The organism is Bartonella tribocorum (assembly GCF_002777915.1).
GTDB classification, from domain to species: Bacteria; Pseudomonadota; Alphaproteobacteria; order Rhizobiales; family Rhizobiaceae; genus Bartonella; species Bartonella tribocorum_A.
The window spans coordinates 21,677-44,461 of record NZ_NJGE01000012.1; the positions used below are offsets into that span (position 1 = coordinate 21,677).

Consider the following 22,785-nt stretch of genomic DNA (forward strand, 5'->3'; position numbering starts at 1 on the left):
TATTTAAATGAAGCCCACTGTTTATTTCTAAGAATATTATCTAACTCTTTCATGAGGAACACAAGAATGATTGAAAATTTAGCATTGCTATCATTTAGCAATGGTGGATGGGGAACGGTTATACTTTCTAGTGCAGGAATGACATTGGCATTGGCATTATGTTGCGGCCTTCTAGGACTTCCTCTAGGACTTCTAAATGCTGTGATGATTCGATCTAATATTAAGATGGCTAAAGTTATAGCACGTCTCTTTTCAACAGTGTTTCGTGGGCTACCAGAGCTTTTAACCTTGTTTTTAGTGTACTACGGGTTACAAAGTCTCATTCAAAATGTCTTTGACTATTTTAATCTTGAAGTCATGTTCAGTATCAATGCTTTTGTTGCTGGTGTTCTTGCTCTGAGTATGGTTCTTGCTGCTTTTTCTTGTGAAGTTTGGCTTGGAGCATTCAACATTTTTGATAAAGGTCAATATGAAGCGGCCAAAGCTTTAGGACTTTCACGCTCAACCACATTCTTTCGGATTGCCTTCCCCCAGCTCATTCGAAATGCTTTGCCAGGACTTTCCAATAATTGGCTCACTTTACTGAAAGATACATCTCTCGTTTCAACCATCGCGCTTGTTGATCTCATGCGACAAACAAATTTAGCTGTCGCTGCAACCAATGAACCCATGCTATTTTACCTTGTCGCATGTTTACTCTATTTATCATTTTCAGCGTTTTTTGCTGCAATTTTACGCCGTTTAGAAACATACACTCAAACTGGTTATAAAAAGGTACTAAGTCAATGATTCCTGAGTGGCTTTATTTCCTTTTTAATCCTGATCTTTTAAACCGTTATGGGCCCAAATTTATTAGTGGCTTTATTGTTACTGTTGAGCTTGTTTCTATTTCTTGCTCTCTTGGTTTTTTTCTTGGTATGATTATTGCTTTTGCACGTTTATCAAAGAATACGTTTTTGCAATATTTTGCAAATTCTTATGTCTATTTTTTCCGTGGCTCTCCTTTGTTAGCCCAACTCTTTCTTTTTTATTATGGGCTTGGTTCAATGAACAGTTTTTGGCAACAGGTTGGTCTATGGTGGTTTTTTCAAAACGCGTGGTATTGTTGCCTTTTTATTTTCACACTCAATTCTGCTGCTTATCAATCTGAGATCTTTAAAGGAAGTTTTCTATCCGTAACAACTGGGCAACGTGAAGCATCAAAAGCTTTAGGTCTGAGCAATTCTGTCACATTTTTTAGAGTTATTCTTCCACAAGCCATGATTGTCGCATTACGTCCCCTAGGAAATGAGTTGATTTTAATGATTAAATCGAGTGCCATTGCCTCACTTGTTACTGTTTATGATTTAATGGGGGTTGCCAAACTCACTTATTCACGTACATTCGATTTTCAAGTTTACGTTTGGGCCGCTCTTATTTATCTTTTTATTGTTGAACTCATTCATCGCTTGATCGTTTTTATCGAACATCACCTCACGCGATATTTACGGTAAAATACAATGATCATAAAAAACTTTACCAAACCAAAATGTTGAATTAATCAATTTATTCATCAATGAAAGAATAAAACAAGATGAATTTGGAAAATAATCAATCGATCTCTCCCAGTAAAAACCCTGTGATCTCTATTCAAAACCTCAATAAATGGTATGGAAACTTTCAGGTCTTACACGATATCAACTTTGATGTTCAAGCTGGTGAACATATTGTTATTTGTGGACCATCTGGATCAGGAAAATCAACGCTAATTCGTTGTATTAACCAATTAGAACAAGCACAAAAAGGTTCAATTTGTATTCATAACGTTGATATCAATACTGCTCCTATACAACAGCAAAAAAATGTTCTGCGAAAAATAGGAATGGTTTTTCAGAACTTTAATTTATTTCCCCACATGAGCGTTATACAAAATTGTATTTTAGCTCCTATAACCGTTCAAGGACTTTCCAAACAACAAGCAAAAGAACGGGCAATGCGTTACTTAACGCATGTCGGTATTGAAAAACACTGTGAAAAATATCCTTTACAACTTTCTGGTGGACAACAACAGCGTGTTGCGATTGCCCGTGCGCTTTGTATGGAACCTGAAGTCATGCTTTTTGATGAACCCACTTCAGCTCTTGATCCGGAAAGTGTGGGAGAAGTTTTGGAAGTGATGGCTCAATTGGCCGATACAGGGATTACAATGCTTTGTGTTACCCATGAAATGGGCTTCGCAAGGAAAGTCTCAGAAAGAATACTCTTTCTAGAAAATGGAAAAATTATTGAAGACACCGCCTCTGAAAAATTTTTTACCAACCCTAAAAGCCAACGTGCCCGTGATTTTTTTGCTAAAATTAAACATTAGTTACCAACATATTGTTTTATTTATATAATTTTACCCCTGCTTTTTAAAAGAGTGATAATTTTTTGCGCGCCGACAATCCCTGACGGGACTTCCGTTTTCATTTTCTGTTCTACTATCTCAAAAGCATCGAGTTGAGCTTGGCGCAATAAAGGATTAGATAAAAGTTGCTCTATCTGTCTTGCTAACATGCCAGGACGTATCAGTTCATTCAAATATTCTGGAACAATAGGCTTATCAGCAATAATATTTGGGAGAGCAGCACTCCATAACATCATTTTAGGAAAAATAAATAATTGAGAAAAACGATCAAGTTTATAGCAAAGAGCCGTAGGAATTTTTGCTAAAGCTAGTTCAAGTGAAACCGTTCCATGAGCTGCAAGAGCAACATCTGCTTGTGCAAAAGCACGCCATTTTTCATCTTCCCCCACAACAATTTCTACTTTGCTCTTCCAGCCCTGCACAAAATCACGGATTTTATCAACCAAACGGGGTAAAGTTGGTAAAATAATCTGTAAATGAGGGATACGTTGTACAAGAATCTCTACGGCTTCTCGAAAAATAGGCATTAAAGAACGAATCTCTGAATTGCGTGATCCTGGCAAAATAACCAATGTAGGCGACGATATTTGTTGACCACACAAATTTCTTTGTTCCACTTGGCGCCTTTTTTCTGACTGAACTTTCAAAAGAGGAGGATATGTCAAAAGACGATGTCCAACGTAGGTGGTAACAGGACCTCCCAAATCCTGCATAACCTTTTCTTCAAAAGGAAAAACTGCTAAAACATGATCCACAAATCCCCGCATAGCCTTTGCACGCTCTGGCCGCCACGCCCAAACGGTTGGTGCAATATATTTAATAATCGGAATAGAAGGTGCTAAAGCGCGTACCTTTTTTGCAACACGATGCGTGAAATCAGGGCTATCAATAATAATTAAACAATCAGGTTGTTCTTGCGCAATAAATTTGGATAAATTGCGAATATGGAGCAACAACAACGGTAATTTTTTCAATACTTCTTTTAAACCTATTAAAGCAATATCATGAGAATCAAAAAAGCTTTTTAAACCTAATGCCTTTAAATGCTCCCCCCCAACACCTATCAAATGAATGTTGCATCCCATTTGTTGTGATAAACAAGAAATTAAATCCGCCCCAAGCAAATCACCAGATTCCTCACCTGCAACCACAGCAATCTTTAAGAAACAATCATTCATGATCAAACTTTTCAAATGTTTCTATAAATAGAGAATATTTGTTGGCTTTTTCTATTGTTGTTTTCACCGATAATATTAGGCTTCTATTTGCCTCCACAGCAATACCAGATAAACCACTCTTTGCAATATTCATTATTGTTGCGGGCCCAATTGATGGCAAATCAACCCGATCATCCTGTTGTGGCTTTGCACATTTTACAAGAACACCACCTGTAGGAGGAATTTGTCTTCTTTCTCGCATTTCACAAACACGCCACAACATATTATCAGTTCCCTCAGCGCCCTCCAGAGCAACCACCCTTCCTTGAACAACGACAACGGCTTGCCCAATATCCAATTGACCTAAAAGCTTTGCTGCTTGTGCTGCTAAAAAAATATCTTTCTTCTCTTTCTGCGTTGCACGCCGTACTGTTAAATTAAATTCTATAGGAGCTAAAAGATCTGGAACTATTTCGTGAGCGCCAACAACACAAAAACCATGCGCTTCAATAACCCGTATAAACGCTTTTAATAACGCATCATCCCCCCTTCTCAAAGCGCCGATTAACTTAGGAAGCGCTAAAAATGTTGTCCAGTCCAGTCGCAATTGCGTAAGAAGTGGTCGCTTTTTCACACCACCTGCCAAAACAACATTATAAACTCCAGCCTTCTTTAAGATTTTAATGAGCCGCGCTAACTCTACAATTGATAGCTCGCAATGTTCATAGCGATAAAGAACAGAATCTGCCTCACCATGCAAAAGCACAAGAAAAGGATTCTCCCCATCCTTCTCAAGAGTCTGCGCAACAGTAATCGGTAGAACACCACTTCCTGCTATAATAGCAGTACGGCCGGAAAGAAAATTTCTGGCACCCCAAATAGGCATTTTTAATCCTTATGTTCTTTTATTCTATCACCTTCATATTTTGGTGTACAATAAAAACGCTTTCCTTCTTCTTTAATAAAATTGACAATATCAATAACTGGCTGAGAAGAAGAATAGAAAGAAGCAACATCATTGACACGCTCTTTAAATGGCTTACTATGATCAAAAAGCATAGCAACCGCATGACGGAGTGCGTGAATATCTTGACGTTCAAGACCTGCACGCTTCATACCAATAATATTGAGTCCGGCAAGTTTTGCCTGCACACCAACAGCTGTTCCATAAGGAATCAGATCACCTACCAGTGCAGATACCCCGCCGATAAATGCATGATGCCCAACACGAACAAATTGGTGAACAGCAGCACCACCACCGATAATCACATAATCACCAACAGTCACATGACCAGCAATCATCGCATTATTCGCAAATGTTACATGGTTTCCTACATGACAATCATGAGCGATATGCACATAACAAAAAAATTGGCAATTATCACCAACAACTGTCATTCCCACACTCGAATCGGAGCCTCTATGCATTGTTACGCCTTCACGGATCATACAATTTTTACCAATAGAGAGAGTCGTAGCCCCCCCTTTATGTTTATTATTTTGCGGTTCTGCCCCTAAAACTGCATGAGAAAACACTTTGCTCTTGGCTCCTAATGTTGTCTTTCCCATTATTACAACATGACTTGTCAAACTACATTCATCACCAATAACAGCCTCTGAACTAATATGGCAAAATGGCCCAACGCGTACATTCTCACCAAGCTGCGCTCCCTTCTCCACAAGAGCAGTTGGATGGATTTTCGTACCGGACATTTTTAAAATTCCCATCAAATATCGTTTATTCTTCTTCAACAATCATAGCAGCAATTTCTGCTTCAGCAACGCGGACATTTTCTACTTTTGCCACACACGAAAAACGCCTCATACCAGATCTCTTTTTCAAAAGCTGAACATGAATCTTGAGCTGATCACCAGGCATAACTGGCTTGCGAAATTTTGCATTATCAACCGTCATAAGGTAAACTAAATTTGTTTGCTTATTGCCTAAATTTAAAAGTGCTATTGCTCCTGCCGTTTGAGCCATAGCTTCTAAAATCAAAACGCCAGGCATAACAGGCTTTGCGGGGAAATGTCCCGTAAAATGTGGCTCGTTAATCGTTATATTTTTAATACCAATTGCTTCTTGTTCACCATCAATATCAATGATACGATCGATCAACAAAAATGGATAACGGTGTGGTAATATTGATAGCAATTTCTCAATATCAACAGCCTCTAGATCTTTAGTTCCTTCAGTGCTGATCATCTCAGCTTTTCTCCTTTTTAACTTTTCCCATACTGCGCAACGTCGCTACTTCACGAAACCATTGTTTAAATGGTCGTGCTGGACTACCTCCCCATTTCTCACCATCCGGAATGTCATTCATAACACCACTGCGAGCAGCAATCTGAACAGATTTACCTATTACGATATGATCTGCTACTCCAACCGCCCCACCAAGCTGAGACATATCCCCTATAGATGTACTTCCCGCAATTCCACATTGAGCGGCAATAAGGCAATAACGACCAATTTTTACATTGTGAGCAATTTGTACAAGATTATCAATTTTGCTTCCTTCTCCAATAACAGTATCTTGAAATGTTCCTCGATCAATCGTGGTGTTCGCACCAATCTCCACACCATCCTCAATAATAACGCGACCAAGTTGTGGAATTTTCTCGATTCCAGCTTTCCCCCCAACATAACCAAAACCATCTTGCCCAATGCAAACACCAGGATAAATCTGAACCCTATCACCTATTAAAGAACACTGAACAGTTACTTTAGGAGCAATATAGCAGTCACGCCCAATACGGCAATTCTCACCGATAACAGCTGTGGATGAAATAAGAGTTCCTGCACCAATCTCAACATTTCTACCAATAACAGCTCCCGCTTCAACACACACATCATGGGCAAACTTAGCCGTTGGATGAATATGCGCATGCGGTGAAATCTCCTTCTGTCCAAACCAAGGCATTGGCTTGACAGAATCAGGAAACAAAATACGACCAATCTGAGCAAAATCACGTTGTGGTGTAGATGTCACCAAAACTGCCATCGTGTCAGGAACTTTAAAAACAACCTCATTCGTACAAAAAACAGCAGCAGCAGAACTATCCCGTAGAGCATCAGAAAATTTCCGATGCTCCACAAAAACAAGAGAGCCTTCTACAGCACTCTCAAGCGAAGAGAGTGTATTGATAACTTTATGAGAAAACTCTGGATTAAGAAGCTTTGCACCCGTCAACTCAGCAACATTTGCAACTGTCAATTGCCGGGACGGCGTAAAAAAAAATGTATCCGCCATCAAAACACTTTCTCTCCCAGCTTAAGCTATTCTCTTCAAGTTTTTCCTTCTTAAAAAACCACTCAAATTAGAATTTCGTAGAAATACCAAAATTCAATTGCTGCAAACGATCTCCCGCTTGCTTGGTTATTGGCCAAGCATAATCAAAACGCAAAGGACCAAACGGAGAATCCCACATTAAACTCACACCCGCAGATGAGCGCCAAGCACTTTTGGTATTGGTAACAGGCGGTTCACCGCTAAAAACGGCTTTATAATTATTGCCATAGAGCGTAGCAATATCCGCAAATAAAGCACCGCGCAATCCGAATCCTTCAGGCACAACAGGAATAGGAAACTGTACTTCAGCAGTCGCATTCATATATGTCGTTCCCCCTAAGAAATAAACTTCGCCTTTACTGGAAACCTGACGTGGACCTATCCCATTATATTTGAACCCTCGGATCATATCAGTATTCGCCTTAAACATATCGAAAATACGAATACCATCTTTTCCTACTCCGTGGATATAACCACCGCCAAAGGAAAGTAAACCAACAATGTCCCTTTGATCAGAAAGAGTCTTGTACATCATTGCTTTACCTGTGGTCTTCAAAAACTTTGCACTCCCGCCAAGCCCTGCATATTCCTGAAGAAAATTCACATACCATCCATCATGGGGGCTTCTCATATCGTCAATCGTATTATAGGTTAAACCATAACTAATTGATGAACGCTTCCAAGGGCTATTCTTAGCTGCTTGAACAATTGCACCAGAATATTTCCCATATAACTCTATTATATCACTCTCTTTGTCGAAATCATACTCTCCGCCAAAATCATATTCTTCCTGCACATAAGAATAAGCAACATTCGCAGATAATTGATTATTAATAGGCAACGAAAACCGTAGAGATCCCCCTGTCTGTCGTACATCATAAGCTTTATCAGCACGATAAGTGCTACGAAAAACATCAACGCCAGCCGATAAACGGTATCCTAAGAAATAAGGATCAACAAATGATAAATTATAATTACGGGATTTCTCTTGCCCTGCTCCTAACCCTAAACGAACATACTGACCACGCCCCCCAAGATTACGCTCAGTAACAGAAACTTCAAGTGACATACCAGGGCTTGTTCCCCCCGTTGTATATCCTCCAGAAAGAGAGAGATCTCCTGTTGAAGCTTCAACGACATCTATCACCAGAACAACTTGATCAGATTGCTCGGTGGGAACCATTGAAATATTAACAGCTTTGAAGAAACCTAAACTTTCTAGACGACGCTTCGCCCGCTGCAATAAAGTCTGATTGTAAGCATCCCCTTCGTTTAAATCAATCTCACGACGAATGACGTAATCACGCGTTTTCTCATTGCCTCGTATATCAATACGCTGAATATACGCACGTGTACCTTGTTCAATATTATATAAAATTGAAATCGTATGATTTGCTAAATTACGGTTTCCTCGTGGTTCAACTTTAGCAAAAGCATATCCCGAATCAGCAACCTTGTTATTAATAATCGCAACAGATTGTTCAATATCTTCTGCACTATAAACATTACCTGGCTGAGTTTTAAGCATTCCTTTTACAGATTGAACGTCAATTCCATCAACATCACTTTCAACCTGAATATCACTAATTTTATAGCGCGCCCCTTCATCAAGAACGAAAGAAATTTTATACTTATTGCTTGCGGCATCAAAAGTTGCTTTAGAAGAGACGACACGAAAATCTGCATAACCACGATTATAATAGAAGCGACGTAAAGCTTCCTCATCAGCAGCGAGACGCTCCTCACTGTAAACATCGCCTCCCAACAACTTCGAAAAAATTCCTGAAGATTTTGTTGAAATCACATCACGCAACCGACGGCTTGCAAAGACACTATTTCCCTTAAAAGTAATATCACCAATCTTTGTTTTTTGTCCTTCAACAACATTAAACACCACATTAACACGCCCTTTTCCAAGGTTAATCGTTTGAACGTTAACAGTGACATTATTACGACCTAGAGTTTTATAAGCTTCACGAATTGTATTTATATCAGCAGAAAGCTTAGCAGAATTAAAAGGCTCATTTGGCTTTAAAGAAATAAACCGTTTAAGATCTGGATCTTTAAAAGATTTATTTCCCTGAAATAATATTTGATTGACAACCTCATATTCCTTTACGAATACAACCAACTTATCACCGACTTGATTTATTTTAACATCATAAAATAAACCTAATTCAAAAAGATTTTTCACAGCATGATCAACATCACCACTAGAAATCCCTTGTCCAGCCTTAATACCCATATTGTCTCGAATCGCCTGAGAACTTACAAACTTATTCCCACGAACCTCAATAGAACGGACTACAGACGCTTGTATTTCCCCAACCGCAGCAATTGACATAAAAACCGTTGCTGGGGCAATGATCCCCATCTTTAACACCAATACAGATGCTGCATTTAAAAACTTTGAATTTGTAGTCATTGGTTTTTTTACCTTACTCTTGTTCCTCGGACACGATGCCTTTAAAAAAGCTACTGCCATAACAACCTTTTTACAGCGAGACTTTTCATCCCTTAATTACTCATTATAATATACAACGCCACAACATTTTGCAGACATGGTAAACAACCTTCAATTTGTTTTCGCTATTATTACCCAATTTACAAAGCGTTTTCCATAATTTAATTAGCTAAACCAACAAAAATAATCATTAAAGAAGACAAAAATCATGAAAAGGAGAAGAAGGGAAAAACCTAAACGAAAAACAATTCCCTGAATTTTAGTGGATATTTTTCTCCCAGTAATGACCTCAATAACATGAAATAAAAGATGCCCACCATCAAGCGGTAGAATCGGAAAAAGGTTAATAAACCCAACGCTTATTGAAAGAAAAGCAGCTAAATTCAACAAAGAGAGAAAACCTGTCTCGCTCACTTTCCAAGCAATCTTAACGGTTTTGGAAGGCCCACTTAGCCGACAACGATCTTCTTTGCCTCCGATTAAACGACTCATAAAAAGAGCCGTTTGAGTGGTAATAGACACAGTACGGCTTAATGCTTCTCTTATAGCTGTGACAAAACCATAGCGAATATGTTTTATATAAGTTGGATCTAAACGTGCAGGATTATTTGAATCAACAGGCACACCCACCCCGATTATAGCACTTTGTGTTCGATTCCCAAATCCATCATCTCTCTCAACGATTTTTGGGGTAATAACCTTTGTAAACACACGCCCCATGCGTTCTATTTTAAACTCTATCGGTTCTTTTCCATGAAAAGCCACATAATTCATCAAATCTTCAAAACTTTCGACCCGTCGACCATCCATTTCAACAAAACGGTCCCCTAATTCCAAACCAGACTGAATAGCAGGGCTATCTTTTACCAAAGAACCAACAACGGGTTCAATGGCAACACGACCATAAATAAAGAAAAAAAACGTTAGAACAACAACAGTAAAAAGAACATTGAAAAAGGGACCAGCAAAAACAGTTGCTGCTTTTTTCCAAGCATGCGCACTGGCAAATGAACCATCAATAATCGGAGATGATGGGGATACTAGCGTATCGTTTTTTTCCTCATCCCCAACAAACTTTACATAACCTCCTAGGGGGATAAGTGCTAAACGCCATTTCGTACCATGCTTATCTGTGTAACTGGCTATTTGTGGTCCAAATCCAAGTGAAAAAATTAACGCCTTAATACCACACCACCGCCCAATGAGATAATGCCCAAGCTCGTGCACAAAAATGATAAGCATAATGATGAAAAGAATACTCAAACTTCTTAAAAGAAGATCACCCGTAGTGACCATATGATTTAAAAATCCCAAAATATTTTCTCTCCATCAAATCATACTAAAAAGATTAAAAGGTGCATCCATATCAGACACCAATGAACCAATTAAATAAAGGAGACAAGCTGCTCCTACCAATCCATCCATACGATCCATAAAACCACCATGTCCAGGCAATAAAGAACCCGAATCTTTAACAGAAAACCGTCTTTTAAGCCATGATTGTCCTAAATCACTCAATTGTGAAACAATTGATAAAACAAGTGTAAGAAGTGGCACAAAAAAACTTGCTAAATTTATATCAAAAAATCCAAAAGCAACCCATATACCACCGAAAACACCGACAAATGTACCACCAAGTGCTCCTGACCATGTTTTATTAGGAGAAAATTGTGGTGCTAATTTAGGTCCCCCTAATGCACGTCCGATAAAATATCCACCAATATCGGTCCCCCATACTATCGTAAATAAGAAAATAACAACTTGAAATCCCACCATTTCATGATCCCGTAAAAAGCATAAAGCTAAAACAGGAAAAGATGCATATAAAAAACCACAAAAAACCCAACCACTGTTTTTTATAGATATAATAGCCAACACTGCAGCCAATACGATTAAAATACCAAAAACCAATGAGGCAGATACATTCAACACTAAAAGAAAGCCAAAGAAAAAATAAAAAATACTTGCTAATATCTTTTGTAAAACACACCACTTCTCTTGAGTAATACTTATCCACTCATAAAGAATAAAACCGCCAATACACCATGCAAACAAAAAAAAGAAAGCCCCTCCCAACCATGTTATATACAAAGCAATAACACCAAACACAAAAGCTGTTAGAACACGATAAACCAAATTAGACAAAACAACATCCAAACAATAAAAATAGAAAATACAAGCTCTAAAATTGATGCAAGAAAAACCGCCCTCTCCAATATTTTTATTTCATACTTGTACAACTCTCTTAGTAATTTACCATAAACGATCTAGCCTACCAAGATAGCGCTTATAAGATAAATAATCAATGAAAACAGATTCAAAAATCTTCCTTATCAAGGTTAATCTTCAAATAGGTTTTAAAATATTGTTGCAAACATAAAACGAAAAAGCAGCTACCTACGCCTCATAACATCTGCGTGCACTACCTTACGTGCATGTTTTATAATGGGCGGTAAGAGTGAGATGTTATTTTTGCGCTATAGTATTTACCCATCATTTGAATAATCCCTCATAATGTTTCTCATCATGCAGTTTGACAAAGGCATGCTGAACAAAAAATTCCATCGTGCTGTAACTGTGTCCTCCAGTAAAGGGAAAAACTCACTCGCAGATTAAAGAATAAGAAACGTTAATCCTTTCAACCAATCTTTCCCTTGATCAAGATGATCAAACGATAAAATAGCTCCCTGGACCACACTTTGCTACCACAATGCATATTACTCTCTGCTCTTATCCCTAAAAATAATTTATATGCCGAAAGTAAAATATTTCTCTAACAAAAAAATATTTTAAACGTGCATAATTTCAGATTCTTTTACGGCTAAAATTTTATCGATATCAGCAATAGTTTCATCTGTAAGTTTTTGAACTTTTTCGGATAAACTATGAGCTTCATCTTGTCCAATTTCACCATCTTTTTCTAATTTTTTCAAATTGTCCATACCATCACGGCGAACATGACGTGTAGCAACACGTGCTTGCTCTGCATAGTGATGCGCAATTTTTACAAGTTCTTTACGGCGTTCTTCATTCAACTCAGGCAAAGGAATACGTAAATTCGTACCATCAGTTATGGGATTCAAACCAAGACCAGAATCGCGAATAGCACGCTCAACAGCTGTGACCATCGTTTTATCCCATACAGAAACAGAAAGCATCCGAGGTTCGGGAACAGAAATATTAGCAACCTGATTAATGTGGACAACAGAACCATAAGATTCAACGGTCAACGGTTCTAATAAACTCGCCGATGCCCGTCCCGTCCGCAAGCCACCTAATTCATGTTTAAAAGCCACAATAGCGCCATCCATGCGACGTTTCAGATCATCCATAATTGATGCAACATTCATATTTCTACCTCCTTCAATTGTCCTTTGAAGCTTATCCTTATTCCGATACCATTGTAAAGCGCCCTGTTCCATTCAAAACCTTAGCTAAACCACCTTTTTCATGAATGGAATACACAATAATCGGGACATTGTTCTCACGGGCTAAAGTGACCGCCGTTGAATCCATAACCGATAATCCCAATTGTAAAATTTCAACATGTGTTAATTGGTCAAAACGCTTAGCTGTAGGGTCTATCTTTGGATCTGCTGAATAAATACCATCGACTTGTGTTCCTTTAAGAAGAACATCCGCACCGATTTCCGCTGCACGTAAAGTCGCAGCAGAATCAGTAGTAAAAAATGGATTTCCTGTACCGCCCGCAAAAATAACAACTTTTCCCTGATTCATATAAGCTATTGCTTTACGCTGCGAAAAACTTTCACAAATTTGTGGCATAGCAATCGCAGAGAGCACAACCGTTTCAACCCCTAATTTTGTCAATGATGTTCGCAATGCTAAAGAATTAATAGCCGTTGCAAGCATTCCCATATGATCACCTGTCACCCGATCCCCACCATGCGAAGCAACAGCAACACCACGAAAAATATTTCCCCCACCGATAACAACCGCAACTTCTATCCCCATTGCGCGCACTTCTGCAATATCAGCGGCAATACGGTCGACGACAGAAACATCAATGCCAAAACTCTGCCCCCCCATAAGAGCTTCACCAGAAGCCTTTAAAAGAATACGTTTATATGGACGTGCTAATGCCATTCATAATCTCCCCAAAAGCGCATTTACTTTTTGCTTTTGACACCACGAAGGGCACCACTTTTTTCACGTGACGCCCTCACAACAATTACATTACTTCCACCAGATTTTCTAAAACCAATGATGATTTTAAATCTCTGAGCAAGAGTTTGCAATAACTAGCCTTTTGCAGCTGCAGCAACTTCTGCAGCAAAATCAGACTCCTCTTTTTCTACACCTTCACCAAGCGCAAAACGAATAAAGCCTGTGATTTTTGCTGGAGCACCAATTGATTTCTCAGCGTCCTTTAAAGCAGCCTCAACAGTTATATCAGGATTCATAACAAAAGCTTGAGAAAGCAAGACAACCTCTTCAAAAAACTTACGCATACGCCCTTCTACCATTTTTTCGATGATATTTTCAGGTTTTCCGGACTGACGTGCCTGATCTGAAAAAATTTCTTTTTCACGTTCAACAGCGCCAGCATCAACATCTTGTGCTGTAAGCGCTAATGGATTGGTTGCCGCAATATGCATCGCGACCTGCCGACCAAAAGTAAAAGCAGCCTCTTTATTTCCCGTTGTTTCAATTGCAACCAAAACACCAAGTTTTCCAAGCCCATCAGCCACACTATTGTGTATATAAGTCGCAACAACACCATTCTCAACAGACAATTTAGCGGAACGACGAAATGTCATATTTTCGCCAATTGTACCAATTGCATCTTTAATTGTAAGCTCTACAGTCTTCTCAGAACCTGGATAAAGAGAAACAGAAACAGATTCAACATCACCTGACGTATCTAAAGCAGCAATTGCTACATTACGTACAATGTCTTGGAATCCATCATTGCGTGCAACAAAATCTGTTTCAGAATTAATCTCAACCAAAACTGCATGTGAGTCTTTTGACATGACTCCGATTAACCCCTCAGCTGCTGTACGACCAGCCTTTTTGTCTGCTTTAGCTATCCCTTTTTTACGAAGCCAATCAACAGCAGCATCCATATCACCATTGGTTTCTGCTAGAGCAGCTTTACAGTCCATCATTCCAGCGCCAGATAATTCTCGAAGTTCTTTTACTTGTGCAGCAGTAACGCTCATATTTGCCTCTTCATTCTATAACAGTGAAAGCGTGCAAATTCCCTCTGCACGCCTATAACTTTTTCTTTAGATAATAAAAGTACCTTAATTAGGCGTTTTATATTACTCAGAAACTGCCAAAACCGCACTTTCTTCTAAAACAGGCTCCACAGGCGCATCAACTTGAGCTCCTAAATCAATCCCCATTGCACCTTGTTGACGAGCAATACCATCAAGAGCAGCACGAGCAAAAAGATCGCAATAAAGAGAAATTGCACGTGAAGCATCGTCATTACCTGGTATTGGATGTGTCACGTCATCGGGATCACAATTGGTATCAATAATAGCAATCACTGGAATACCCAAACGTTTTGCTTCTTGGAGTGCGATATTTTCTTTATTTGTATCGATAACAAAGATAAGATCTGGAACAGAGCCCATGTCTTTAATACCACCAAGTGCACGATTAAGCTTTTCACGATCACGTTCAAGATTTAAACGTTCCTTTTTGGTAAAGCCTTGTGCTTCAGCAGCAAGAATTTTATCAAGCTTCCGCAAACGATGTATTGAATTGGAAATTGTTTTCCAGTTCGTCAGCATACCGCCAAGCCAACGCGCATTAACATAATATTGTGCGGAACGATTCGCTGCATCAGCGATAATTTCAGATGCCTGCCGTTTCGTGCCAACAAAGAGAATACGGCCACCACGCGCAACGGTATCTGAAACAAGTTTAAGCGCTTGGTGTAAAAGTGGAACGGTCTGAGCAAGATCAATAATATGAATATTATTACGCTGACCATAAATATAGGGAGTCATTTTGGGATTCCAGCGATGAGTCTGGTGACCAAAATGCACACCTGCCTCTAAAAGCTGGTGCATAGTAAAATCGGGTAGTGCCATAAATCTTATCCTTTCCGGTTCAACCTCCGCGGAAAAAGCAGGAAAACCTACTACCGGCGGATGCTTGTCAGACTTTTCTCACGAGATCATCTATAAACACCCAAACTCCGCGTGTGGAATAGCGCAAACATACTAAACTTTGATTCTTTTTCAAGTCATTTTCTTCAATCATTTAATATTTGTGTTTTTACATTGATCAAGATCTTTTCCAAGTTCGAGGAATTCAAGACTGTTCAATTTTGCACGTACTGAAAAAGTTCCATAATCTATATGAAGATCACGCATGACACCATTCTCATGTAAGAGAAAACTACTCCGATAAACCGGCAAACCATCTTTATTTTCACCATCGTCAAAATAGGAGATTGTAATAGGCCAATATTCTTCTTCATCCAATTTTCTCATTTTATCCGTCTCACTATCAGATAAAAGCGCCTTCTTTTCTCCTATGACGATACTCTCTTTTATAACTTTATCTGCTTTATTTGTCCCATCAAATACAGTAACATTATAGAAATGATCTCCCGCTTTTGCATGGCGGATAATATTCTTTAGTTGCATCATTGGAAATTCAGCCATTGCAAGTTTATACTTTTTTTCCTTTGGCTTCTTTAAGGTAACTGTAATACCGTCTCCCGTTCGCTCCGCAACCCCTTCGGCACGATGTGCAATCTCTTCTCCCTCTTGATCGGTAATATTAAAACGAAATGTACGGCTATCTCCTGTTTCATAACTTGTCGTCTGTTGATCCGTTAAACGTACTGGCATATCTTCAATATGAAGACGACTAATGAAACGAAAACGCGTGCTATAGCCTTGACATGCCGAACCAGTAAGCTCGTAAACCATTCGCCCTGACATCCCAGAAATTGTCATTTCATGAGAAACACTATCGAGATGAAAATCATAAATTGCTCGATGAGGCACAATAAAAATAGGCTCTTCAGCTCTCGCCGTACAGAAAAAAACAATATATGAAATTATTATAAATAATGCTCTAATCATTCCCAACTTCCAAACTTTATCCCCGTTGCATAACATCATACAATAAGGCAAAAAAGGCTAATTTCTCAATTAACCACACATTTCCTTAAATGAAAAAATAGGTTATGCAATGGATATATAGAATAGCTATGGAGTTTAAATTATGACCAATGTGATTGAAAGAAACTTAGAAAAGTTTGGAATCACTCTTCCTGCAGCAACGCACCCCCTTGCCAATTACATCACCACTTCACAAAGTGGCAATCAACTTTTTATTTCTGGGCAACTTCCTCTTATAAATGGAAAACCAATAGCCATCGGTAAAGTTGGAGCAGCTGTGAATGCCGAACAAGCCCAAAAAGCATCTGAGGCTTGTGCTCTCAATATTCTTGCTCAACTCAAAGCAACGCTGGGTGATCTAAATAGAATAAAACGCGTGGTGAAAATTACTGTTTTTGTGGCTGTTGATTCTCATTTTACCAACATCCCTTTTGTCGCCAATGGAGCTTCTGATTTATTTGTCAATATTCTTGGTGAAATTGGGAAACACGCCCGTTCTGCTATTGGTGTTGCCTCTCTTCCCATGGATGTTCCCGTGGAAGTTGAAGCCATCATAGAAATCTAAATCTTCATTAAAGACAGTGCATCCCTTAAAGATAACTGAAGTCAAAATATTTTTTGTCTTACACTCTGATAAACCTTGCATTTTTCCATTTTGAAATTAGAATTCTAAACTTATAATAAAGGGAAATATTTCTATGAAACAAGCTTATGACAATAACAATATTTTTGCTAAATTAATTCGTAATGAAATTCCTTCTGTTCGTGTTTACGAAGATGATGATGTTATTGGCTTCATGGATATCATGCCACAAGCACCAGGTCATACGTTGGTCATTCCCAAAAAAGGTTCTAGAAACTTACTTGATGCCGATACTGAAATATTATTTCCTGTTATTAAAGCTGTTCAAAAGATCGCCAATGCCGTCAAAAAAGCCTTTCAAGCAGACGGTATAACGATCATGCAATTCAATGAAGCGGCTAGTCAACAAACCGTTTATCATCTCCATTTTCATATTATACCACGTATGGAAGGAATAGAACTTACCCCTCACAATGATGTAATAACGCCTACAGAAATACTTGAAGAGAATGCCAAAAAAATCCGTGCTGCCTTATAACATGCTCTTAAGATATTATGCTTTTCTTTCCACCATGTTTTTTTGTAAAATTTTTCGTTTTACTTTTCTTTAAGCCAACAGATAAATCGGAAGAGGAAATTTTTAACTGTAATTTTTCTTTTTCACCATTTGACTTTTGTGTCAATATGCGAACAATGCCGCCATTGCGTAACTTTCCAAATAAAATTTCATCCGCTAATGGCTTTTTAATATATTCTTGTATAACACGGCCTAATGGACGTGCTCCCATCTGAGAATCATATCCTTTATTGGAAAGCCATAAAGTTGCAGAAGGGCTTAATTCAAAACAGATCCCCCGATCAGCTAATTGTGCTTCAAGCTGAAAAATAAATTTTTGCACTATTTGATTAATGCTAAAGTGAGATAAAGGCGTAAACGGAATAATTGCATCTAACCGATTACGAAATTCTGGTGTAAATAATCGATTGATTGCTTCTATATCCTCGCCATCACGATGAACTTTTCCAAATCCAATAGCTGATTTTGCCATATCTGAAGCACCAGCATTGGTTGTCATAATCAAAATAATATTGCGGAAATCAATTTTCTTGCCGTTATGGTCTGTTAATCGACCATAATCCATGACCTGCAATAAAATATTAAATAACTCTGGATGGGCTTTCTCAATCTCATCAAGCAATAGAACTGCGTGAGGCTTCTGATCAATTGCATCTGTAAGGAGACCTCCTTGATCAAACCCTATATAGCCTGGAGGAGCACCGATTAAGCGCGCTACCGTATGGCGTTCCATATATTCTGACATATCAAAACGTAATAGTTCAATGCCTAAAGATGACGCAAGCTGTTTTGCAACTTCAGTTTTTCCAACACCTGTTGGTCCTGAAAATAAATAACTTCCTATTGGCTTATCTGGCTCTCGTAAACCTGCTCGGGCTAATTTTATGGATGAAACTAAGACAGAAATTGCCTGATCTTGCCCATAAACAACGTGCTTGAGTTCTCTTTCAAGCTTACTCAATATCTTCTGATCATTCCGCGAAACTGTTTTGGGTGGAATCCTTGCAATTGTAGCAACAGTTGCTTCAATTTCTTTAACACCTATCGTCTTTTTTCGCTGTTTTTGTGGCAAAAGCTTTTGCGCTGCGCCACTTTCATCAATAATATCAATTGCTTTGTCAGGTAACCTACGATCAACCATATAGCGTGAAGATAATTCTACGGACGCCTTCATCGCCTGATCTGTATATTTGATCTGATGAAAATCTTCAAAGTAAGGCTTCATTCCTTGCAAAATCTTAATCGCATCAGGAATAGAAGGTTCATTAATATCAATCTTCTGAAAACGGCGCTCTAAAGCACGGTCTTGTTCAAAGAATTTTCGATATTCTCTGTAAGTCGTCGCCCCAATACACCGCATAGCTCCAGAAGATAGTGCAGGTTTTAAAAGATTTGCTGCATCCATATTTCCCCCTAATGTTGCCCCTGCACCAATTAAGGTATGAATTTCATCAATAAATAAAATAGCATCTGGATACAACTCAAACTCTTTAATAACTTGCTTTAATCGTTCTTCAAAATCACCGCGATAACGTGTACCAGCAACAAGTCCGCCCATATCAAGAGAAAATATCGTTGCATTTGATAAAACTTCAGGCACTTGCCCATCAACAATACGCTTTGCTAACCCCTCAATGATAGCGGTTTTCCCTACTCCAGGATCACCAACCAAAAGTGGATTATTTTTTGATCGTCGACATAAAACCTGAATCATACGTGAAATTTCTCTTTCACGGCCAATTAATAAATCAATTTTTCCATTCCGTGCTTTACAATTGAGATTAACACAATAACTCGTTAAAGCACTTTTTGCCCTTTCGCCATTCTCTGAAATCTGTTGATCTAATTGCTCTTCAAGTCCTTCAAGTAACATGGACAATCCATCATCACGCGTAATACCATGTGAAATAAAACGTACAGCATCATAGCGTGTCATTCCCATTTCTTGAAGAAAATAGGCTGCATGGCTTTCACGTTCAGAAAAAATTGCAACAAGAACATTTGCCCCTGATACTTCATCCTTTCCAGCAGATTGCGCATGAATCACCGCACGTTGAATAACACGCTGGAAGAAAGCTGTGGGCTTTGTATCCTCATCAGCTCTGATCTGTTCATCTAACTCTGAGCGAAGATAATTGGTTAAACGTTCGCGCAATTCCTCCACATCTACTTGGCATGCCTGAATAACAGAATTTGCATCGGCATCATCTAACAGTGCAAGGAGAAGATGCTCTAATGTTGCATATTCATGCCGCGCTTGAGTGGCGATTGTTAATGCACGATGCAAAACCTCTTCAAGGCTAGGTGTAAAAGATGGCATAATTCCTCACTTCCGTTCCATTACACATTGTAACGGATGTTCATTTTGAAGTGCACACTCCCTCACTTGTACGACTTTCATTTCAGCAACTTCATAAGTATAAATTCCGCATTCGCCTATCCCATTGTGATGAACATTTAACATAATCCGCGTTGCCTCTTCGAAACTTTTTTTAAAAAAGTTCTTCAAAACAAAAACAACAAAATCCATAGGCGTGTAATCATCATTAAGTAAAAGAACGCGATATAATTTAGGTTTTTGGAGTTTTGCTCTAGCCTTAGGTACTATAACCGCACTATGCCTACCTTCATCCCAATTCTTGCCTTTTTCATTATGCATAATATGAGGTATAGAGTTAATTATGAGTGTTTGTCCCATTATCATTTTCCATATAGCAAGTTTTTTATTAATTTTAAGTTCTTTCAAAACTATTGCAATACCCCTTTCGCATCAGTAAAGACTTTCCTCCTATGGGATAGATTTAACTCACTCATAAAATAATTTCTGTAAACAAATTAGTAATACCATTCGTCTAAACTGCATCAACACGTTACAGAAAAGAAAGCTGTATAAAAGTTTTTCAGGGGAAATGGAGAAATAGGATACAACAAGTGTATATTAACAATCAGAGAATTATGCGCTGCTATAAAAAGATAGCAATTTCTTTCATTATGTTAACTTTTTCTTACTGTTGGGCATCTGCAACACCTCAAGGAGCCTATCCTGATAAGTATGCAGCTATTGTTATAGATGCCACTACAGGAAAAACTCTCTTTCAAGCCAATGCAACATTGAAACGTTATCCTGCTTCCTTAACAAAAATGATGACGTTGTATCTACTGTTTGAAGCTATGCAGATGCGTCGTGTGACACCCAATACTCCAATTCCTGTTTCACAGTATGCAGCAATGCGCCCACCAACAAAAATCGGATTTAAAGCAGGCCAAACAATTTCTGCAGAAGCAGCCGCTAAAGCACTCATTACAAAATCTGCAAATGATGTTGCTGCAGCCATTGCAGAATATCTTGGAGGAAGTGAAAAAAAATTCGCTCGAATGATGACAGCAAAAGCGCATAAACTTGGCATGAAACATACACATTTTGCCAATGCTTCTGGACTTCCGGATGTGCAGAATTATTCTACCGCACGAGATATAGCCACTTTGTCATTAGCCTTACGTAAAGATTTTCCAAAACAATATAAATTATTCAAAACAAAAAGTTTTAATTTCCGTGGGCATACAATTAATAGCCACAATAAACTCGTCAAAGTAATGAAAGGTGTCGATGGAATTAAAACAGGTTATACACAAATGTCAGGTTCTAATTTAGCAACTTCGATGCGTCTCGAAGGGCGTTCTATTGTTGCTGTTGTTATGGGAGGTAAATCATCTACCGCACGTGACGAGCACATGGCAAGCTTATTAAATCAATATTTACCCAAAGCAAGCCAAACGAAAAGTGGGGAACGTTTAATGGCCTCTGTACACTATCACTTACCCACTGGTGCAAAAACTCCTATACCAACCATTAAAGCTAATTCAAATAATTTTGACGATGAAATTTCGACTCTGTTGACAGCATTTGCAGAACAACCTAGAAACTCCAATATCGCAATAACAGCTGTAAATAAAGTCATTGTACCAATACCTAACCCTCAAAAAGCTATACCGGTTGAGACTCATAAAATTGTAAACGCTTCTTTATCCACAAATGCCGGATGGGCTATCCAAATTGGTTCTCTTCCTAGTAAAGAACAAGCAAATACTCTGCTTTTAAAAGCAAAAAATACAGCTTTTTCTACTTTAAAGAATGCCTCTTCACATATGCAACTGTTTGAAAAAAATGGGCAACGCTATTATCGAGCTCGATTTACAGGATTTCAGTCAAAAAAAGATGCATTTGATGCGTGCTCTACATTAAAGAAAGCAAATTTTAACTGCTATACTGTAGCCTACTAAAAGTTTTTGAATTCTGCGTTAAGGATAGTATTATGAAAGATAATGCTTTTGCTTCATTCCTTGAAAAAGAAATTTTATTGAAGCAATCATCCCTCCTTGCATTGCGTTCTCTTCGCGATGCTGCAGCAAAACTTACTGGTATAAAATATAATTCAACTACATTAGATACACAATCTCTTGTTAATCTTCTCATTTGCCAAACTATGCGCAATCGCCGTCTCATGATGCCTCCTGTACGCATCCACTTACGTGTTGCGAGTCAAACTGGTAATGTACCTATTAAAATCCGTCTAGGAGCAACAAATATTTAATTCTACAGACCTCTTTAAAAAAATATTTTATTATTGCATCGTTATCTACAGTCTTAGAAAGTCCTTTGATAGACATACTTTTTTCTTAAATCGTAGGAATTGTACTGACGCCTTTTTCAAAGATCCCAATAGATATCTTCAAGCTTCCAAGCAAACCGTTTTTTAGGACACGAAGAATACCAAATACTTTTTCACTTTTTGATTTAATATCAAAAAGTATCCTTGATATCTTTCTGGAAAAAACGCCCCCCTACACGGGATAAAAGCTTATCACTTTAGAGGTTATGGTAAAAGTACAATAAGGAAAATCTCTCTTAATAACGATTCTTCCTACAACATAAATATTGTAAAAAATAATTTAAGTCTTTTCACTTTTATTTTTTTCAACAAACAAAAAAATTTGAAAATAAAAATACTATCGATCAAAAAACGTAAAAGAAATTATCCGATTAAATATCATGATACGATTTCATAAGATTTTAATTTATAATGATAATTTATTCTTTGCATATACCTTAGCATAACAGCAAGTGAAATAGGACAATGATAAGTAGATGAAAAATAAAATTACTTTTAGAGATGCAACGGGCTTTTTCAATTATTCATTGCTTCTAATAATAA

22 protein-coding genes are annotated in these 22,785 nt (G+C 38.2%); 7 read left to right on the forward strand and 15 right to left on the reverse strand.

Translation table 11 applies throughout. The features are described 5' to 3' along the window. Positions 1 to 66: 66 nt before the first annotated feature. From CER18_RS05645 to CER18_RS05655, 3 genes are all read left to right on the forward strand, one after another. On the forward strand, positions 67 to 789 hold the full coding sequence (locus tag CER18_RS05645) for an ABC transporter permease (RefSeq protein WP_100129098.1): 723 nt from the start codon (positions 67 to 69) through the stop codon (positions 787 to 789). Further along, entirely contained in the window at positions 786 to 1,493 is a 708-nt protein-coding gene (locus CER18_RS05650) for an ABC transporter permease (RefSeq protein WP_100129099.1), read from the forward strand. Before CER18_RS05645 ends, CER18_RS05650 begins: the two co-directional genes overlap by 4 nt. Positions 1,494 to 1,573: 80 nt before the next feature. Then, a complete protein-coding gene (locus CER18_RS05655) occupies positions 1,574 to 2,347 on the forward strand; it encodes an amino acid ABC transporter ATP-binding protein (RefSeq protein ID WP_100129100.1) in 774 nt (257 codons plus the stop codon). A 20-nt stretch (positions 2,348 to 2,367) separates the two neighbouring features. Here the strand turns inward: CER18_RS05655 and lpxB are convergent, their stop codons facing one another. From lpxB to CER18_RS05720, 13 genes are all read right to left on the reverse strand, one after another. Beyond that, positions 2,368 to 3,564 (reverse strand): lipid-A-disaccharide synthase, encoded by a 1,197-nt coding sequence (lpxB, locus tag CER18_RS05660; protein ID WP_100129101.1) that lies wholly within the window; start codon positions 3,562 to 3,564, stop codon positions 2,368 to 2,370. After that, positions 3,557 to 4,429, reverse strand: coding sequence for an LpxI family protein (locus tag CER18_RS05665; protein WP_100129102.1), 873 nt, complete (start codon positions 4,427 to 4,429; stop codon positions 3,557 to 3,559). Before CER18_RS05665 ends, lpxB begins: the two co-directional genes overlap by 8 nt. 2 nt (positions 4,430 to 4,431) lie before the next feature. After that, complete coding sequence (gene lpxA, locus CER18_RS05670; RefSeq protein WP_100129103.1) at positions 4,432 to 5,256, reverse strand: acyl-ACP--UDP-N-acetylglucosamine O-acyltransferase; 825 nt, start codon at positions 5,254 to 5,256, stop codon at positions 4,432 to 4,434. Between the two features lie 25 nt (positions 5,257 to 5,281). Beyond that, entirely contained in the window at positions 5,282 to 5,749 is a 468-nt protein-coding gene (fabZ, locus tag CER18_RS05675) for a 3-hydroxyacyl-ACP dehydratase FabZ (protein WP_100129104.1), read from the reverse strand. 1 nt (position 5,750) lies between these two features. Continuing rightward, positions 5,751 to 6,797 carry a UDP-3-O-(3-hydroxymyristoyl)glucosamine N-acyltransferase gene (gene lpxD, locus CER18_RS05680; protein ID WP_100129105.1) on the reverse strand — a complete coding sequence of 349 codons (1,047 nt, stop codon included), beginning with the start codon at positions 6,795 to 6,797 and terminating at the stop codon, positions 5,751 to 5,753. A 67-nt stretch (positions 6,798 to 6,864) separates the two neighbouring features. Next, positions 6,865 to 9,261, reverse strand: coding sequence for an outer membrane protein assembly factor BamA (bamA, locus tag CER18_RS05685; RefSeq protein WP_100129106.1), 2,397 nt, complete (start codon positions 9,259 to 9,261; stop codon positions 6,865 to 6,867). A 204-nt stretch (positions 9,262 to 9,465) separates the two neighbouring features. Next, positions 9,466 to 10,614 (reverse strand): RIP metalloprotease RseP, encoded by a 1,149-nt coding sequence (gene rseP, locus CER18_RS05690; RefSeq protein ID WP_100129107.1) that lies wholly within the window; start codon positions 10,612 to 10,614, stop codon positions 9,466 to 9,468. A 15-nt stretch (positions 10,615 to 10,629) separates the two neighbouring features. Further along, positions 10,630 to 11,445 (reverse strand): phosphatidate cytidylyltransferase, encoded by an 816-nt coding sequence (locus tag CER18_RS05695; protein ID WP_100129126.1) that lies wholly within the window; start codon positions 11,443 to 11,445, stop codon positions 10,630 to 10,632. A 644-nt stretch (positions 11,446 to 12,089) separates the two neighbouring features. Further along, positions 12,090 to 12,650: a ribosome recycling factor gene (frr, locus tag CER18_RS05700; RefSeq protein WP_100129108.1), complete on the reverse strand. Its 561-nt coding sequence runs from the start codon at positions 12,648 to 12,650 to the stop codon at positions 12,090 to 12,092. 37 nt (positions 12,651 to 12,687) lie between these two features. Then, complete coding sequence (gene pyrH / locus CER18_RS05705) at positions 12,688 to 13,407, reverse strand: UMP kinase (RefSeq protein WP_100129109.1); 720 nt, start codon at positions 13,405 to 13,407, stop codon at positions 12,688 to 12,690. A 155-nt stretch (positions 13,408 to 13,562) separates the two neighbouring features. Continuing rightward, positions 13,563 to 14,486, reverse strand: a complete 924-nt coding sequence (gene tsf / locus CER18_RS05710; protein ID WP_100129110.1) for a translation elongation factor Ts — start codon at positions 14,484 to 14,486, stop codon at positions 13,563 to 13,565. Positions 14,487 to 14,588: 102 nt separating this feature from the next. After that, the gene (gene rpsB / locus CER18_RS05715) at positions 14,589 to 15,368 is read right to left on the reverse strand and encodes a 30S ribosomal protein S2 (RefSeq protein ID WP_100129111.1); all 780 of its coding nucleotides are present in this window, start codon (positions 15,366 to 15,368) and stop codon (positions 14,589 to 14,591) included. Between the two features lie 168 nt (positions 15,369 to 15,536). Further along, entirely contained in the window at positions 15,537 to 16,373 is an 837-nt protein-coding gene (locus CER18_RS05720) for an EipB family protein (RefSeq protein WP_100129112.1), read from the reverse strand. 142 nt (positions 16,374 to 16,515) lie between these two features. Between CER18_RS05720 and CER18_RS05725 the strand changes: the two genes are divergently transcribed. Both CER18_RS05725 and CER18_RS05730 read left to right on the forward strand, forming a co-directional pair. Beyond that, positions 16,516 to 16,977: a RidA family protein gene (locus CER18_RS05725; protein WP_100129113.1), complete on the forward strand. Its 462-nt coding sequence runs from the start codon at positions 16,516 to 16,518 to the stop codon at positions 16,975 to 16,977. Positions 16,978 to 17,110: 133 nt separating this feature from the next. Then, positions 17,111 to 17,533, forward strand: coding sequence for an HIT family protein (locus tag CER18_RS05730; RefSeq protein ID WP_100129114.1), 423 nt, complete (start codon positions 17,111 to 17,113; stop codon positions 17,531 to 17,533). Positions 17,534 to 17,540: 7 nt separating this feature from the next. Here CER18_RS05730 and clpA read toward each other — a convergent pair whose 3' ends face one another. Both clpA and clpS read right to left on the reverse strand, forming a co-directional pair. Further along, on the reverse strand, positions 17,541 to 19,892 hold the full coding sequence (clpA, locus tag CER18_RS05735; protein WP_100129115.1) for an ATP-dependent Clp protease ATP-binding subunit ClpA: 2,352 nt from the start codon (positions 19,890 to 19,892) through the stop codon (positions 17,541 to 17,543). Between the two features lie 6 nt (positions 19,893 to 19,898). Further along, positions 19,899 to 20,270: an ATP-dependent Clp protease adapter ClpS gene (gene clpS / locus CER18_RS05740; protein ID WP_100129127.1), complete on the reverse strand. Its 372-nt coding sequence runs from the start codon at positions 20,268 to 20,270 to the stop codon at positions 19,899 to 19,901. Between the two features lie 233 nt (positions 20,271 to 20,503). On the opposite strand from clpS, the gene CER18_RS05745 reads away from it, so the two are divergent. Both CER18_RS05745 and CER18_RS05750 read left to right on the forward strand, forming a co-directional pair. Beyond that, positions 20,504 to 21,853: a D-alanyl-D-alanine carboxypeptidase gene (locus CER18_RS05745; RefSeq protein WP_100129116.1), complete on the forward strand. Its 1,350-nt coding sequence runs from the start codon at positions 20,504 to 20,506 to the stop codon at positions 21,851 to 21,853. Between the two features lie 32 nt (positions 21,854 to 21,885). Continuing rightward, positions 21,886 to 22,164: a hypothetical protein gene (locus tag CER18_RS05750; protein ID WP_100129117.1), complete on the forward strand. Its 279-nt coding sequence runs from the start codon at positions 21,886 to 21,888 to the stop codon at positions 22,162 to 22,164. Positions 22,165 to 22,785 lie beyond the last annotated feature (621 nt).

Coding starts and splice junctions, on each gene's coding strand:
- tsf (WP_100129110.1), bottom strand. CDS start 14,486: ATGAGCGTTACTGCTGCACAAGTAAAAGAACTTCGAGAATTATCTGGC.
- frr (WP_100129108.1), bottom strand. CDS start 12,650: ATGAATGTTGCATCAATTATGGATGATCTGAAACGTCGCATGGATGGC.
- clpA (WP_100129115.1), bottom strand. CDS start 19,892: ATGCCATCTTTTACACCTAGCCTTGAAGAGGTTTTGCATCGTGCATTA.
- CER18_RS05665 (WP_100129102.1), bottom strand. CDS start 4,429: ATGCCTATTTGGGGTGCCAGAAATTTTCTTTCCGGCCGTACTGCTATT.
- lpxD (WP_100129105.1), bottom strand. CDS start 6,797: ATGGCGGATACATTTTTTTTTACGCCGTCCCGGCAATTGACAGTTGCA.
- CER18_RS05645 (WP_100129098.1), top strand. CDS start 67: ATGATTGAAAATTTAGCATTGCTATCATTTAGCAATGGTGGATGGGGA.
- CER18_RS05720 (WP_100129112.1), bottom strand. CDS start 16,373: ATGATTAGAGCATTATTTATAATAATTTCATATATTGTTTTTTTCTGT.
- clpS (WP_100129127.1), bottom strand. CDS start 20,270: ATGGGACAAACACTCATAATTAACTCTATACCTCATATTATGCATAAT.
- pyrH (WP_100129109.1), bottom strand. CDS start 13,407: ATGGCATTAGCACGTCCATATAAACGTATTCTTTTAAAGGCTTCTGGT.
- CER18_RS05730 (WP_100129114.1), top strand. CDS start 17,111: ATGAAACAAGCTTATGACAATAACAATATTTTTGCTAAATTAATTCGT.
- CER18_RS05750 (WP_100129117.1), top strand. CDS start 21,886: ATGAAAGATAATGCTTTTGCTTCATTCCTTGAAAAAGAAATTTTATTG.
- CER18_RS05655 (WP_100129100.1), top strand. CDS start 1,574: ATGAATTTGGAAAATAATCAATCGATCTCTCCCAGTAAAAACCCTGTG.
- bamA (WP_100129106.1), bottom strand. CDS start 9,261: ATGACTACAAATTCAAAGTTTTTAAATGCAGCATCTGTATTGGTGTTA.
- CER18_RS05725 (WP_100129113.1), top strand. CDS start 16,516: ATGACCAATGTGATTGAAAGAAACTTAGAAAAGTTTGGAATCACTCTT.
- lpxA (WP_100129103.1), bottom strand. CDS start 5,256: ATGTCCGGTACGAAAATCCATCCAACTGCTCTTGTGGAGAAGGGAGCG.
- rpsB (WP_100129111.1), bottom strand. CDS start 15,368: ATGGCACTACCCGATTTTACTATGCACCAGCTTTTAGAGGCAGGTGTG.
- fabZ (WP_100129104.1), bottom strand. CDS start 5,749: ATGATCAGCACTGAAGGAACTAAAGATCTAGAGGCTGTTGATATTGAG.
- CER18_RS05650 (WP_100129099.1), top strand. CDS start 786: ATGATTCCTGAGTGGCTTTATTTCCTTTTTAATCCTGATCTTTTAAAC.
- lpxB (WP_100129101.1), bottom strand. CDS start 3,564: ATGAATGATTGTTTCTTAAAGATTGCTGTGGTTGCAGGTGAGGAATCT.